Origin of the sequence: Thermus thalpophilus, from assembly GCF_022760915.1 — a bacterium.
GTDB classification, from domain to species: domain Bacteria; phylum Deinococcota; class Deinococci; order Deinococcales; family Thermaceae; genus Thermus; species Thermus thalpophilus.
Window position 1 is genome coordinate 1 of the sequence record NZ_JAKTNS010000024.1, and the last position, 12,425, is coordinate 12,425.

Consider the following 12,425-nt stretch of genomic DNA (forward strand, 5'->3'; position numbering starts at 1 on the left):
GGTCGTACACCTGTAGGTTGGGTGTGGTTTCCATCCCAAAATCCTAAGGCCAAGGGAGAGGGGTGCGGAATGTCGGATATAAGTCCATGCTCATATCTAAAAACGCTAAACTGCCGAACCCCGCCGCCCTACGGGTGTTCGTGGCTGTGGTGGAGGAAGGAGGTGTGGGGCGGGCAGCTTTGGCCCTGGGCATCACCCAGCCGGCGGTGAGCCAGTACCTGCGGGCCTTGGAAGACCACGTGGGCCACCCGCTCTTTGAGCGCCAGGGCCGGCACCTGGTCCTCTCTCGGGTGGGCCAGGCCCTCCTGCCCGAAGCCAGGCGGGTGGTGCAGGCGCTGGAGGAGTTTCAGCGAGTGTCCCAAGCCATGGGGCGGCTGGAACTGGGGGAGGTCACCTTGGGAGCCTCCACCACCATGGCCACCTACGTGGTCCCCATCTACTTGCAAAACTTCCACCAAGTCTACCCTGGCGTGCGGGTCCACGTGGAAAGTGGCTCCTCGGAGCGGCTCGCGGAGCGGCTCCGCATGGGAGAGCTAGAGCTTGCGGTGCTGGAGGGTGTGGAGCACTGGGACGGCTACGAACGCCACCTCTTTTACGAGGACGAGCTGGTGCTCATCGTTCCCCCAGACCACCCCTGGGCAGGGCGGGAGGCGGTGCCGCCCGAGTGGCTAAAGGGAGAAAGCCTTGTGGTGCGCAAGCCCGGGTCCATGACCTGGCGAGCCCTGGAACGGGCCTTTGAGCAAGCAGGCCTGGAGCTCAACCCTACCTTCTACACGGACAACAACGAGGTCACCAAACGCCTGGTGCTGGCGGGGGCGGGGGTGGGCATCGTGAGCCGGGTGGTGGTCCAGCCCAACCTCAAGGTGGGCAACCTCCGGGCCCTCCGCCTCGAGGAGCCCGTGGGGGAAATTCGCCGCTACTTCTGGCTGGTCCACCCCAAGGTGGTGTCCAACCCAGCGGCCCAAGCCCTCACGGAACTCCTGAAGGCCTGACCAGCCGGATGGCCAGGGCAAAGGCCACCACCATCAGCCCCAAAAGGCCAAGCTCGGCCAGCACCGCTATAAAAGCGGGGTCTTGCAGGTCAAATCGCTCCACCGCCTCGGCGGTGAGCACCAAGACCCTTCGCACCGCGGCGATGATGCCGATGATGAGAAAGGGCGTGGGCTCGAGGGTACCTTCTCGGGCAAAGCGCAAAAGCGTGTACAGGATCTCCGCCAGCATCAGAGCCAGGAGCACCCGGTCCAATAGACCCAAGGCCACCTCGCCATAGTCCCCAGCCACCAAGTGGTGAATCCCCTCCACAAGGGAAGACACCAGGAGAACCGCCGCCCCCCCGGCAATTAGGAAGCCGGCAAAGAGGTAAATGACGGTCTCCGTGGCCTGGAGGATGCGAAAAGCGTCCCGCTTCACCCCTTTAGTCTACGTCGTTTAGGTAGTCAAAATCTCCCTGTTCTTCCAAAAACCTTTTCATGGCATAAGGGGGACGCAGGGTAGCGGGGTCGGCCACAGGGCCTTCCATCCAGTGGGGCCGGGCCGTGGGCGGTGGGGCTTGGAAGCCGTAGAAGTAGTAAAGGGCCCAGTAGCCGTGCGCATCCTTCAGGATGACCGCATCGCCGTAGCCGTCTTCCAAAACCTTGACCGCCTTGGCCTTGGCCTCAGCGTAGGGCATTTCATCGTACTCCATACCCCCTCCTACTTGGACTCGTTGACAAAGACCGTGTAGCCGTGGCGTTCCAGCCACTGGACTTGGTCGTAGGGAGCGAGGAAGCTCTCTGGAGTGGGCCGCGGTCCTTCCACCCAGTCCGGCACTTCCTCCGGTTCAAGAGCCCGCCTGCCCCAAAGGCCAAAGAAGTAGTAAAGGGCGTAAAAGCCCCCCTCCCCTTCCAAAACCAACCCCTCCCCCACCCCATCCACCAGGACCCGCCGGGCCAAAGCCTCTGCCTCCCGGTAAGTTAGCTCCCGCACGGCACTTCCTCCAACACCTCAAAATCCGTGGTCAGGCGATCCTTGGCCTTGGGCCGGAAAACCTGGTTGGCAAAGCGCTGGTGTGTGGGGTGGTCCCTGTAAAACGGCACCACTTCCGCCCCCCGGAAGCGGAGGGAAAGCCAGTAGCGGTACCGCGTCCCGGGCGCTAAAGCCCGCCCGAAGGCCAGCCCGCAAACGCCTGGGATTTCCAGCAGAACCCGCCTTGCCTCTTCCACCATGGCCAAGACCTCCTCCTCATCCCCATCCCAGTTGAAAAGGATCAGATGCTCCACCATGCCGCCACCTCCTCCAGGTACAGGCGGTCTACCACCACCTTCTCCCCTTGCCGGGGCCCCTGAAGCACAGGGGCGGGCCGCCCAGGCTCCCCCAAGTGGGGCAGGAGGGCCGTGGCCCTGCGAAAGTTGTGGTCCCTGGTGTAGAAGCTGGGGGTAACCACCACGGGAAAGCCCGCTCCCACGCCCGCCTGGAGCCCGGGTTCCGAGTCTTCCAATACGATGCCCTCGGGCCCCTGCAATCCCAAGAGTTCACGGGCCAGCAAGAAGATGGCAGGGTAGGGCTTCTTGCGGGGAACCGCATCCCCAGCCAAAACCAGATCAAAAAAGGGGGAAAGGCCCGCGGCCTCCAGGAAAGTGGCGGCACCCTTGGGGTCCGTGGTGGTGCAAAGGGCCAAGGTCAGTCCCGCTTCCTTAGCCTCCGTCAGCACCCGTACCACCCCCGGCCGTAGGGCCACTTCCTTTTCCCACAAAAGCGACTGGTACACCTCGGTCTTGCGCCGATGGACTTCGGCGACGGTGCCCGCATCTAGCCGGGGGCAGTCCGGGCAAGCCTCGAGGGCCCGGGCTATCCGCTCTTTCCCCCCGGTAATCCGGAGGAGCCGGGCATAGGTGTCCTGGTCCCAATGGAGGGGAAGCCCCCTCTCTTGGAAAACCCGGTTGAAGGCCTCCCGATGGAGCTCCTCCGTTTCCGCCAAGGTCCCGTCTAGGTCCACCAAAAGCGCCCTAATCACCTTCCTCTCCTAAAGGCCGAAAACCATCCCCTCACCCCGCTGACCGAGGTAACGGGGCACCACGGAGTGCGTATCCACCTGGGCGCACTCCGCCACGTCGGTGCCCAACCCCACCCCTTCCAGGGCCTTGGCCGCCTCGGAAACCCGGAGCACCTCCAACGGGGGATGGGGGGCAAGCAAGAGCGCCATATGGGACCCATCCCCTTGCGGCGCAAACCCCAACTCACGTAAGCGCTGGCCGATAACCCCAGCGGTGTACAGGTCGTCCAGGGCCACACCCCCCTCCTTGCCCGCACACACCAGGTGAACCTCCCTCCCCCAAGCCCCGGCCCTCTGGGCCACCGCCCGGGCGTTCTGCAAGGAACCGAGGAAGATCTCCTCTGCCCCTAGCACCGCATGGGCAGCCCGGGTGCCGTTGGTGGTGGCCATAACTACCCTCTTCCCCCTGGCCTTATGGGCTTCCTGGGGGGAGTTTCCCAGCGTAAACCCTGGCGGCGGAAGCCCCCCCACTTCCCCCGCCAAGAGCTCTCCCGGCTTCCGCAAGCGCTTGGCCGCCTCCACCCCAAGAGCCAGGACCAAGGCCTCGGCCCCTTCTTTTAGGTAGAGGGCAGCGGTGGTGGTGGCACGGATGACGTCCACCACCACCACTACCCCTCGAGGAGGGGTCGGTGGGGGCAGGAGGTGAACGTGAAACTTCATAGCAACGCCAATAGCGCCTCCGCCACCCTTTCCGGGGTGAACCCAAGCCGCTCGTAGACCTCGGGGTAAGGGGCGCTGGCCCCGAAGCGGTCCAGGCCCACCACCTTGTGGGCGTAGCGCTCCCAGCCCAAGGAAGCCCCGGCCTCCACCGCCACCACGGGCAGACCTGGGGGAAGGACCTCCTTGCGGTAAGCCTCGGGTTGGGCTTCAAAAAGCTCAAAGGAGGGCAGGCTCACCACCCGCACCCCAACGCCCTGCTGCCCTAAAAGCTCCCTGGCCCTTAGGGCCAAGTGGACCTCGCTCCCCGTGGCCACGATGACCCCTTTGGGGTTCTCGGCATCCTCCAGAACGTACCCGCCCCGGAGAAGCCCCTTGGCCTTCTCGGGGGACAGGAGGGGCACCGCCTGCCGCGTGAGGACCAGGGCCGTGGGGCCTTCCTTGCGCCGCAAAGCCACCTGCCAGGCGTAGAAGGTCTCGTGGGCGTCGGCGGGGCGGATCACCCAAAGCCCCGGCATGGCCCGGAGGCTCATGAGGTGCTCTATGGGCTGGTGGGTGGGCCCGTCCTCCCCTAAGGCGATGGAGTCGTGGGTGTAGACGAAGATGGTGGGCGTCCCCATCAAGGCGGCCAGGCGCACGGCGGGGCGCATGTAATCGGAAAAGACGAGGAAAGTCCCCCCGTAGGCCCGAAAACCTCCGTGGAGGTTGAGCCCGTTCAGGATGGCCCCCATGCCGTGCTCCCGCACCCCAAAGCGCAGGTAGCGGCCCGTGGGGTTTTGCGGGGAGAAGTCCTCCATGCCCTGGGCCTTGGTGTTATTGGAAGGGGTGAGGTCGGCGCTACCCCCAACAAGCTCGGGCATACGGGGAGCGAGGAGGTCCAGGACCTTGCCGCTCGCCGCCCGGGTGGCCAGGGGCTTGTCAAAGGCGGGCGGTTCCTCCGGCAAGGGGGGAAGCTCCCCTTGAAGGCGGCGGCGAAGCTCTTGGTATAGCTCCGGGAAGGCCTTGGCGTAAGCCTCCAAGACCCGTTCCCAAGCCTCCTGCCAGGCCTTGCCCTGGGCGCGCATGTCCATGTGCTGGTAGACCTCCTCAGGCACCACGAAGGGGGGGTAGGGCCAGCCGAGGTTTTTGCGGGTGGCCTCCACCGCCTCCGGACCCAAGGGCTCCCCATGGGCCTTGTGGGAGTCCTGCTTGGGCGAGCCGTAGCCGATGTGGCTCCGCACGGCGATGAGGGTGGGACGCTCGTCCAGCTGGGCCAGCCTTAGGGCGTGGCGGAGGGCGTTTAGATCGTTGGCGTCCTCCACCCTTAGGGTCTGCCAGCCGTAGGCGCGGTAGCGCAGGAGGACGTCTTCGCTGAAGGCCAGGTCCGTGGGGCCGTCAATGGAGATGCGGTTGTCGTCCCAGAAGACGATGAGCTTGGAAAGCCCCCACTGCCCCGCCAAAGAGCTCGCCTCCCCCGAAACCCCCTCCATCAGGTCTCCGTCCGAGGCCAGGACGTAGGTGTAGTGATCCACCACAAGGTGGCCGGGGCGGTTGAACTCGGCGGCGAGCTTCTTCTCCGCCAGGGCCAGGCCCACCGCCGTGGAAATCCCCTGCCCCAAGGGGCCCGTGGTCACCTCCACCCCCGGGGTATGGCCGTACTCGGGGTGGCCTGGGGTCTTGGAGCCCCACTGGCGGAAGCGCATGAGCTCCTCCAGGGGAAGGTCATACCCCGTGAGGTGCAGGGTGGCGTAAAGGAGCATGGACCCGTGCCCGGCGGAAAGGACGAAGCGGTCCCGGTTAGGCCAGGTGGGGTCCAGGGGGTTGTGCCGCATCACCTCCCGGAAGAGGAGGTAGGCCAAGGGGGCCATGGCCATGGGCATGCCGGGATGGCCGCTTTTGGCTTTTTCCACAGCGTCTATGGCCAGGAAGCGAATGGCGTTCACCGAAAGGGAAACGAGGTCCTGGGTCTGGGTCATGGTTCCCTCCAGGGTAGGCTTCCCCACGCCAAAGCGCAAGGAAGCCCGGAGCGCTTGTCCATAAAGTGGAGACTTATGAAGCGCCCCCTATCCCCCCCGAAAGACTATACCGAACCCGGGGCAGTTGCCTTCCCCCTTGGGGGGTGCTAAAATCCCAAGGGCGTGGGCGCCCGTAGCTCAGCAGGATAGAGCGGGGGCTTCCTAAGCCCTAGGTCGGGGGTTCGAATCCCTCCGGGCGCACCAAGACCAGGACGCAAAGCTTCCGCCCTCGTAAGTGAGGGCGGAAATCTTTTCACCCCTTCCTCCTACGCCCAGTGGTTCAAGGGGCCGTGGCCATGGCCCAAGGGGGGCGCCGTCTTTAGGGCGCGGGTAAGGTAGGCCTTGGCCTCCGCCACCGCCTTGGCCAAGGGCCTCCCCAGGGCCAATAGGGCGGCGATGGCCGCCGAGAGGGTACAGCCCGTGCCGTGGGTGTTCCGGGTGGCCACCCGAGGCGCGGCGTAGGCCTGCACCCCCTCCCGGGTCGCCAGGAGGTCCACCGCCTCCTCCCCCTCCAGGTGCCCCCCTTTGAGGAGCACCGCCTTGGGACCCAGGGCCAAAAGGGCCTGGGCGGCCTCCTTCGCCTCCTCCAGGGTGCGGATGGGCCTCCCCAAGAGGGCCTCGGCCTCGAGGCGGTTTGGGGTGATGAGGTCCGCCAAGGGAAAAAGCCGCTCCTTTAGCGCTGCCACGGCCTCCTCGGCGAGAAGGGGATCCCCGCCCTTGGCCACCATCACGGGGTCTACCACCAAGGGCCTCAGGCCGAAGCGGGCCACCGCCTCCGCCACCGCAGCCACGATCTCCCCGCTTCCCAAGGCCCCGGTCTTGGCGGCGTGGACGGGAAGGTCCTCGGCCACGCTTTGGATCTGGGCGTAGACGAGCTCCGGGGGAAGGAGGTGAACCCGCTGCACCCCCAAGGTGTTCTGGGCCGTGACCAGGGTGAGGGCGCTCGCCCCATAGACCCCGAAGCGGAAAAAGGTCTTGAGGTCCGCCTGCACCCCCGCCCCACCCCCGGAGTCCGAGCCGGCGATGGTGAGGGCCACCCTCATCTTTCCTCCAAGGGCCTGCCCCGGGTCTCCACCCCCACCCCGAAGGCAAAAAGCCCCGCCAGAAGGAGAAGCCCCCCGTGGAGGGCCAACACGCCTCCCGGCCCCAGGGCGGGGAGCAGGGCCCCGGTGGCGTAGGGCGCCGCGATCCCCCCCACCCGGCCCACGGCGGCAACCAGCCCCGCCCCACTCCCCCGCAGGGCGGTGGGGAAAAGCTCAGGGGTGTAGGCGTAGATGGCCCCCCAGGCCCCCAGGTTGAAGAAGGAGAGGAGGCTTCCGAAAAGGAGCACCTCCCCCGGGGAGGAGGCCCGGGAGAGGAGGCAAGCGGCAAGGGCGGAGAAGGCCAAAAAGGCCACCAGGACCGGCCTGCGCCCCAGGCGCTCCACCAAAAAGGCGGCGGCCAGGTACCCCGGCACCTGGGCCAGGGTGATGAGGAGGACATATTCCAGGGAGCGCACCAGGGTGTACCCCTGGGCCACGAGAAGGGAAGGAAGCCAGATGAAGGCCCCGTAGTAGCCGGCGTTCAGGGCGAACCAGGCGAGGGAGAGAAAAAGGGTGCGGCGTAAAAGGGGCGGGCGGAAGAGGGCGGCGTAGGGGTAAGCCCTGGGGGAGGGAACGGGGGAAGCCGGGGGCAAGGGATGGGGAAAGGCCTTTTCCCAAGCGGCCACCACGTCCTCCGCCTCCTTCAGGCGCCCCTGGGCCAAAAGCCAGCGGGGCGACTCGGGCAGGGAAAGCCTCAGGTAGGCGGCGTAAAGGGCGGGAAGGGCCCCCACGAGGAAGGCCGCCCGCCAGCCCAGGCCCGGGACCAGGAGGTAGCCCACCAAGGCGGCGAGGAGCCACCCCACCGCCCAAAAGGCCTCCAGGAGGACCACCATGCGACCCCGGTGGGCCCTGGGGCTAAACTCCCCCATGAGGCTCGCCGCCACGGGAAGCTCCGCCCCAAGCCCGAGCCCCGTGAGGAAGCGGAAAAGGTAGACCCACCCCAGGCCTGGGGCCAAAGCGGTGAGAAGGCTGCCAAAGCCCGCCAGGAAGAGGCTATACCCCACCACCGCCTTCCGCCCCGAGCGGTCGGCGAGCCGCCCGCCCAGGGAAGCCCCTAAGAGCATGCCCAAAAGCCCAGCGCTTCCGAGAAGCCCCGCCTGAACCGGGCTTAGGCCAAACTCCCTGGAAAGGGCAGGCAGGGTGAAGCTGATGAGGCCCACGTCCATGGCGTCCAAGGCCCAACCCAAGCCCAGGAGGAAGAGCAGGCGGTAGTGGGGCCTGCCCAGGGGCAGGCGCTCCAAGCGGGAAAGCACGTCCATGGCCTTAAGCTACCGGAAGCTCCAGCCTCCCCTTGCCCCTCAGCACCGCCTCCACCAGGTTCATGGGGCAGAAGGGCCCGCACATGCTGCAGGCCTTGGTGCGGCTTCCCCGCTCCTCCTTGAGCCGCCGGGCCTCCTCGGGGAAGAGGCAGAGGGCGAACTGGGCCTCCCAGTCCAGGCGGTAGCGGGCCTCGGACATCCTCCGGTTCCGCTCCAGGGCCCTGGGGTTCCCCCGGGCCACGTCCGCGGCGTGGGCGGCGATCTTGAAGGCGATCACGCCCGCCTTCACCTGCTCCGCCGTGGGCAGGCCCAGGTGCTCCGCCGGGGTCAGGTAGCAAAGCATGTCCGCACCCCACCAGCCCGCCAAGGCTCCCCCAATGGCCCCGGCGATGTGGTCAAAGCCGGCGGCGGTGTCCACGGGGAGCATCCCCAGGATGTAGAAGGGCGCATACCCCGTGAGCTTCTTCTGGATCTGGACGTTGGTGGCCACCTCGTTCAAGGGGATGTGCCCGGGGCCTTCCACCATGGCCTGGACCCCGGCGCGCCGCGCCCGCTCCATCAGCTCCCCAATGGTGAGGAGCTCGGCGATCTGCGCCCGGTCGGTGCTGTCCGCCAGGGAGCCGGGACGCAGACCGTCCCCCAGGGAGAGGGTCATGTCGTAGGTGCGGGCGATGTCCAGGAGGTCGTCAAAGCGGGCGTAGAGGGGGTTCTCCTCCCCCCGGTGGAGCATCCAGGCGGCCATGAGCCCTCCTCCCCGGCTCACGATGCCCGTGGTGCGGGGGCTATTTCGGTAGACCTCCAGGTTCTTCAAGGTCACCCCCACGTGCACGGTGATGTAGTCCACCCCCTGCTTCCCGTGCTCCTCAATGACCTCAAAGAGCTCGTCCGCGGACATGTCAAAGAAGTTCTTGCGCTTGGCGGCGCGGAACTCCGCCTCGTAGACGGGCACGGTGCCCAGGGGGACGGTGGCCACCTCGAGGATCCGCCGCCGGATCTCCTTGAGGTCCCCCCCGGTGGAGAGGTCCATGATGGTGTCCGCCCCGTAGCGGATGGCCACCTTGGCCTTCTCCACCTCCTCCTCCACCTCCACGTAATCGTAAGAGGTGCCCAGGTTGGCGTTGATCTTCACGGAAAGCCCCTCGCCAATACCCTTGAAGTCCACCAAGGTGGCGTGGTTCTTGTTGCGGGGGATGACGATCCGCCCCGAAGCCACCCCTTCCCGCACGAACTCGGGGGAAACCCCCTCCCGCTCCGCCACGTAGGCCATCTCCTCGGTGATGATCCCCTTCCTCGCCGCTTCCAGCTGCGTCATCCTTCCACCCCCATCAGTTTTAGAAGCCGCTTCGCCGTCCAAGGAGCGAGGAGCACGCCGTTTCGGCCGTGCCCCGCCGCCGCGTACACGCCCTCCCCCACCTCGCCCACAAAGACCTCCCCCATGGGCCGGTAGCCCCAAACCGCTCCCCTAAACCGGGCCTCGGCCAGGAGGGGAAAGCGCTCGTGGGCGTAGTCGGCCAGCCACCGGAGCCCAAAGAGGTCCACCCCTTCCCGCCATCCCTCCCGCCCCGTGGCCCCCACGTAGACCCCTCCCCCCCGGGGGAGGAGGTACCCCTCCCCGGCGAAGAGGGGGCCGGGGGGAGGGGGGCCTTGGAGGAGGAGGGCCTCCCCCCTAAGGGGCCGCACCCCGAGGCCAAAGCGGGCGGCCCAGGCTCCCACGGCAAGGACCACATGTCGGGCCTGCACCGCACCCCCCGGGAAGGCCACCCTTCCCTCCTCCACCGCCTCCACCTCCACGGGCCAGAGGGAAACACCCCTCCGGGCCAGGAGGGCAAGGAGGGCCTCCCGGAGCGCCGCGGCGTGGAGGTAGCCCCCGGGAAAGCGCCTCGCCCCCAAGCCCCCCCGCACCGGATAGGGCAGGGCCTCCTCCGCCTGCCAGGCCGCCTTCTCCCCTTCCCCCAGGGCCACCACGAAGGTGCCGGAAAAGCCGGCCTCCACGGGAAAACCCTCGTCCCTTAGCTCCGCCAAAAGCTCGGGGTAGTAGTCCAGGGCGAAAAGGCCCGCCTCAAGAAGCTCTCCCGAAAGCCCCTCGGGGTAGGGGGCGAGCATCCCGGCGCTCGCCCGGGTGGCGGCCCCCTCCTTCCCCGCATCCAGCAGGACCACCTGAAGCCCCCGCTTGGCGAGCTCGTAGGCGGTGAGGGCCCCGATGATCCCCGCCCCCACCACGGCCACCTCGGCCCTCACCCCCGCCTCCCCAAGGGCACCCCCTCCGTGGGGCTCGAGGGGCTCGCCGCCTCCCTTGGCCGCATGGGGCCTGCCAGATGGGCCCTCCTCCCCGCCTCCACCGCAAGCCGGAAGGCCTCGGCCATGGCCACGGGGTCCTCCGCCTCGGCGATGGCGGTGTTGACCAGGACGGCATCCAGCCCGAGCTCCATCACCTCCGCGGCATGGGAGGGAAGGCCAAGCCCGGCGTCCACCACCACCGGGGGGAGGCTTGGGCGCTCCCGGGCGAAGAGCTCCAGAAGGGCCCGGGTCCTCACCCCCCAGCCCGAGCCGATGGGGGCGGCCAAGGGCATCACCGTGGCGGTGCCGAGGGCGGCAAGCCGCTTGGCCAGGACCAGGTCGGGCCCCATGTAGGGCAGGACCACGAAGCCCTCCTCCAAAAGCCTCTCCGCGGCCTTTAGCGTCTCCAAGGGGTCAGGGAGAAGGTAGGTGGAATCGGGGATGACCTCCAGCTTCACCCAGTTCTCCCCGGTGAGGAGGCGGCCCAGCCGGGCGAGGCGCACCGCCTCCTCCGCCGTCTTGGCCCCGGCGGTGTTGGGGAGAAGCCGCACCCCCTCCAGGGCCTCCAGAAGCCCCACGTGCCCCGGGGCCCCCACCTCCACCCGCCTCACGGAAACCGTCACCACCTCCGCTCCCGCCGCCTCTATGGCCTCCCGCATCACCCCGAAGTCCTTGAACTTGCCGGACCCCAGGATGAGGCGGCTTTTTAGCTCCCGGTCGCCCACCTTCCAGCTATCCATCTAGCCCCCCTGCATCAGGGCCACCACCTCCACCACGTCGCCCTCCTTCAAGACCCGCTCCGGCACCTCAGCCCCAGGGAACGCCTCCTCGTTGAGGAGGACGGCGACCCGTTCCAAGGCCACGCCCAGTTCCTCCAGGACCTCTTTAAGCGTCCTGCCCTCCAAGGGCTTGGGCTCGCCGTTAAGCCACACCATAAAGCCGCTCCCGGAAGGCCTTGGCCGCGCCCTCGGGGTCCTCGGCGTCCAGGATGGCCCGAACCACCACCACGCGCCTCGCCCCAGCCTCGAGGACCCGGTCCAGGTTGATGAGGTCAATGCCGCCGATGGCGAACCAGGGCTTCTCCCCCAGGTGCTCCGCCGCAAAGCGGACGTAGCCCAGCCCCGCCGCTTTCCGCCCCGGCTTGGTGGGCGTCTCCCACACCGGCCCCACGGAAAGGTAATCGGCCCCCTCATCCAGGGCCTTTAGCGCCTGCTCCGGGGCGTGGGTGGAGCGGCCGATTAAGCCCTGGAAGAAGCGCCGCGCCTCCGCTGGCGTGAGGTCCCCCTGCCCCAGGTGCACCCCATCCGCCCCCAGGAGGGCGGCCAGGTCCGGGCGGTCGTTGAGGAAAAAGGGAACCCCGTAGCCCTTGGCCAAGGCCAGCATCCGCTCTCCCAGCTCCAGGATGGGCCTCGCCTCCCAGTCCTTGGCCCGAAGCTGCAAAACCTCCACGCCGCCCCCAAGGGCCCGCTCGGTGCGGTCCAAAATCTTTTCCCTAGACCACCCCGGCCTTGGGGTCACCACCAGGTAGAGCCTCCCAAGCAACCTTCCACCCCCTCAGGCCAGCGGGAAAAGCCCACGCGGCCCACGGGGTGTTGGGTTTTGGGGGATTTGGGTCTTCCGCATAGGCTTCCCTCCGCCGGCATTACCCGGATCAGGTTCCAAGGGTTGCTGGGAAACACCCAGCTCTCAGCCCCTCCATTGGGGCACCCCTAGCCTGCCCCCTTACTATAGCACGCCCCCCTTGCCGGAAAGGGAAGGAAGCTACCCTGGGAAAAACCCATGCGCCCCCGTCTCGCCCCCGCCCTTCTCCTGTGGCTCCCTTCATTCTTCCCCCAGGCCCGACCCCATGCACCTGGGCCTGGCCGTGGCGGCCTTTCTGCTCCTTCTTGCCGGGGCGCTTTTCCTCTTCCTTGCCGCCCTCCTTCCCCCCTGGCCCTTGGCCTTCTTTTGTTACCCCTCTTCCAACCCTTTGGGGACGCCCCGGGCCAAACCCTTCCCATCCCGGCCCGGTGGGGGGCTCTGGCCTTGGGTGTAGCCCTAAGCGACCTCGGCCGCCTAGCGGGAACACCCGCAGGGACCCCTCCCACGTCGCCCCAACCCCCGTCCATTCCCCCTACGGGGCCCA

15 protein-coding genes, 1 tRNA gene and 1 riboswitch are annotated in these 12,425 nt (G+C 67.5%); of the genes, 2 read left to right on the forward strand and 14 right to left on the reverse strand.

Going from position 1 to position 12,425, the window contains the following annotated elements:
• Positions 1 to 86: 86 nt before the first annotated feature.
• Positions 87 to 992, forward strand: a complete 906-nt coding sequence (locus L0D17_RS13610; protein ID WP_279231683.1) for a LysR family transcriptional regulator — start codon at positions 87 to 89, stop codon at positions 990 to 992.
• Here L0D17_RS13610 and L0D17_RS08900 read toward each other — a convergent pair.
• Genes L0D17_RS08900 through tkt form a run of 7 tightly spaced genes read right to left on the reverse strand, consistent with a single transcriptional unit; the run spans position 970 to position 5,643 of the window.
• Positions 970 to 1,410: a phosphate-starvation-inducible PsiE family protein gene (locus L0D17_RS08900; protein ID WP_243094833.1), complete on the reverse strand. Its 441-nt coding sequence runs from the start codon at positions 1,408 to 1,410 to the stop codon at positions 970 to 972. The genes L0D17_RS13610 and L0D17_RS08900 overlap by 23 nt on opposite strands.
• 4 nt (positions 1,411 to 1,414) lie before the next feature.
• Positions 1,415 to 1,684, reverse strand: coding sequence for a hypothetical protein (locus L0D17_RS08905; protein WP_243094834.1), 270 nt, complete (start codon positions 1,682 to 1,684; stop codon positions 1,415 to 1,417).
• A gap of 8 nt (positions 1,685 to 1,692) precedes the next feature.
• Entirely contained in the window at positions 1,693 to 1,965 is a 273-nt protein-coding gene (locus tag L0D17_RS08910) for an annexin VII (protein WP_243094835.1), read from the reverse strand.
• Positions 1,953 to 2,261, reverse strand: a complete 309-nt coding sequence (locus tag L0D17_RS08915) for a Dabb family protein (RefSeq protein WP_126164550.1) — start codon at positions 2,259 to 2,261, stop codon at positions 1,953 to 1,955. Before L0D17_RS08915 ends, L0D17_RS08910 begins: the two co-directional genes overlap by 13 nt.
• Positions 2,246 to 2,992 (reverse strand): HAD-IA family hydrolase, encoded by a 747-nt coding sequence (locus L0D17_RS08920; RefSeq protein ID WP_243094836.1) that lies wholly within the window; start codon positions 2,990 to 2,992, stop codon positions 2,246 to 2,248. The genes L0D17_RS08915 and L0D17_RS08920 overlap by 16 nt, the downstream gene beginning before the upstream one ends.
• A gap of 9 nt (positions 2,993 to 3,001) precedes the next feature.
• On the reverse strand, positions 3,002 to 3,691 hold the full coding sequence (locus tag L0D17_RS08925; RefSeq protein WP_243094837.1) for a 2-phosphosulfolactate phosphatase: 690 nt from the start codon (positions 3,689 to 3,691) through the stop codon (positions 3,002 to 3,004).
• A complete protein-coding gene (gene tkt / locus L0D17_RS08930) occupies positions 3,688 to 5,643 on the reverse strand; it encodes a transketolase (protein WP_243094838.1) in 1,956 nt (651 codons plus the stop codon). The genes L0D17_RS08925 and tkt overlap by 4 nt, the downstream gene beginning before the upstream one ends.
• A gap of 166 nt (positions 5,644 to 5,809) precedes the next feature.
• Between tkt and L0D17_RS08935 the strand changes: the two genes are divergently transcribed.
• A tRNA-Arg gene (locus tag L0D17_RS08935) sits at positions 5,810 to 5,886 on the forward strand.
• Positions 5,887 to 5,948: 62 nt separating this feature from the next.
• Here the strand turns inward: L0D17_RS08935 and thiD are convergent.
• The 7 genes from thiD to thiE are packed head-to-tail and all read right to left on the reverse strand — an operon-like array spanning position 5,949 to position 11,842.
• The gene (gene thiD / locus L0D17_RS08940) at positions 5,949 to 6,725 is read right to left on the reverse strand and encodes a bifunctional hydroxymethylpyrimidine kinase/phosphomethylpyrimidine kinase (RefSeq protein ID WP_243094839.1); all 777 of its coding nucleotides are present in this window, start codon (positions 6,723 to 6,725) and stop codon (positions 5,949 to 5,951) included.
• Positions 6,722 to 8,023 (reverse strand): MFS transporter, encoded by a 1,302-nt coding sequence (locus L0D17_RS08945; protein ID WP_243094840.1) that lies wholly within the window; start codon positions 8,021 to 8,023, stop codon positions 6,722 to 6,724. Before L0D17_RS08945 ends, thiD begins: the two co-directional genes overlap by 4 nt.
• Before the next feature lie 4 nt (positions 8,024 to 8,027).
• Positions 8,028 to 9,335 carry a phosphomethylpyrimidine synthase ThiC gene (gene thiC, locus L0D17_RS08950; RefSeq protein WP_243094841.1) on the reverse strand — a complete coding sequence of 436 codons (1,308 nt, stop codon included), beginning with the start codon at positions 9,333 to 9,335 and terminating at the stop codon, positions 8,028 to 8,030.
• On the reverse strand, positions 9,332 to 10,261 hold the full coding sequence (locus L0D17_RS08955) for an NAD(P)/FAD-dependent oxidoreductase (protein WP_243094842.1): 930 nt from the start codon (positions 10,259 to 10,261) through the stop codon (positions 9,332 to 9,334). Before L0D17_RS08955 ends, thiC begins: the two co-directional genes overlap by 4 nt.
• Positions 10,258 to 11,040: a thiazole synthase gene (locus tag L0D17_RS08960; protein ID WP_126202542.1), complete on the reverse strand. Its 783-nt coding sequence runs from the start codon at positions 11,038 to 11,040 to the stop codon at positions 10,258 to 10,260. The genes L0D17_RS08955 and L0D17_RS08960 overlap by 4 nt, the downstream gene beginning before the upstream one ends.
• Positions 11,041 to 11,235: a sulfur carrier protein ThiS gene (thiS, locus tag L0D17_RS08965; protein ID WP_039456710.1), complete on the reverse strand. Its 195-nt coding sequence runs from the start codon at positions 11,233 to 11,235 to the stop codon at positions 11,041 to 11,043.
• Complete coding sequence (thiE, locus tag L0D17_RS08970) at positions 11,222 to 11,842, reverse strand: thiamine phosphate synthase (protein ID WP_243094843.1); 621 nt, start codon at positions 11,840 to 11,842, stop codon at positions 11,222 to 11,224. Before thiE ends, thiS begins: the two co-directional genes overlap by 14 nt.
• Positions 11,843 to 11,911: 69 nt before the next feature.
• Positions 11,912 to 12,021: riboswitch (TPP riboswitch) on the reverse strand.
• Between the last annotated feature and the right edge of the window lie 404 nt (positions 12,022 to 12,425).

Coding starts and splice junctions, on each gene's coding strand:
- L0D17_RS13610 (WP_279231683.1), top strand. CDS start 87: ATGCTCATATCTAAAAACGCTAAACTGCCGAACCCCGCCGCCCTACGG.
- L0D17_RS08905 (WP_243094834.1), bottom strand. CDS start 1,684: ATGGAGTACGATGAAATGCCCTACGCTGAGGCCAAGGCCAAGGCGGTC.
- L0D17_RS08915 (WP_126164550.1), bottom strand. CDS start 2,261: ATGGTGGAGCATCTGATCCTTTTCAACTGGGATGGGGATGAGGAGGAG.
- L0D17_RS08925 (WP_243094837.1), bottom strand. CDS start 3,691: ATGAAGTTTCACGTTCACCTCCTGCCCCCACCGACCCCTCCTCGAGGG.
- tkt (WP_243094838.1), bottom strand. CDS start 5,643: ATGACCCAGACCCAGGACCTCGTTTCCCTTTCGGTGAACGCCATTCGC.
- thiD (WP_243094839.1), bottom strand. CDS start 6,725: ATGAGGGTGGCCCTCACCATCGCCGGCTCGGACTCCGGGGGTGGGGCG.
- L0D17_RS08945 (WP_243094840.1), bottom strand. CDS start 8,023: ATGGACGTGCTTTCCCGCTTGGAGCGCCTGCCCCTGGGCAGGCCCCAC.
- thiC (WP_243094841.1), bottom strand. CDS start 9,335: ATGACGCAGCTGGAAGCGGCGAGGAAGGGGATCATCACCGAGGAGATG.
- L0D17_RS08960 (WP_126202542.1), bottom strand. CDS start 11,040: ATGGATAGCTGGAAGGTGGGCGACCGGGAGCTAAAAAGCCGCCTCATC.
- thiS (WP_039456710.1), bottom strand. CDS start 11,235: ATGGTGTGGCTTAACGGCGAGCCCAAGCCCTTGGAGGGCAGGACGCTT.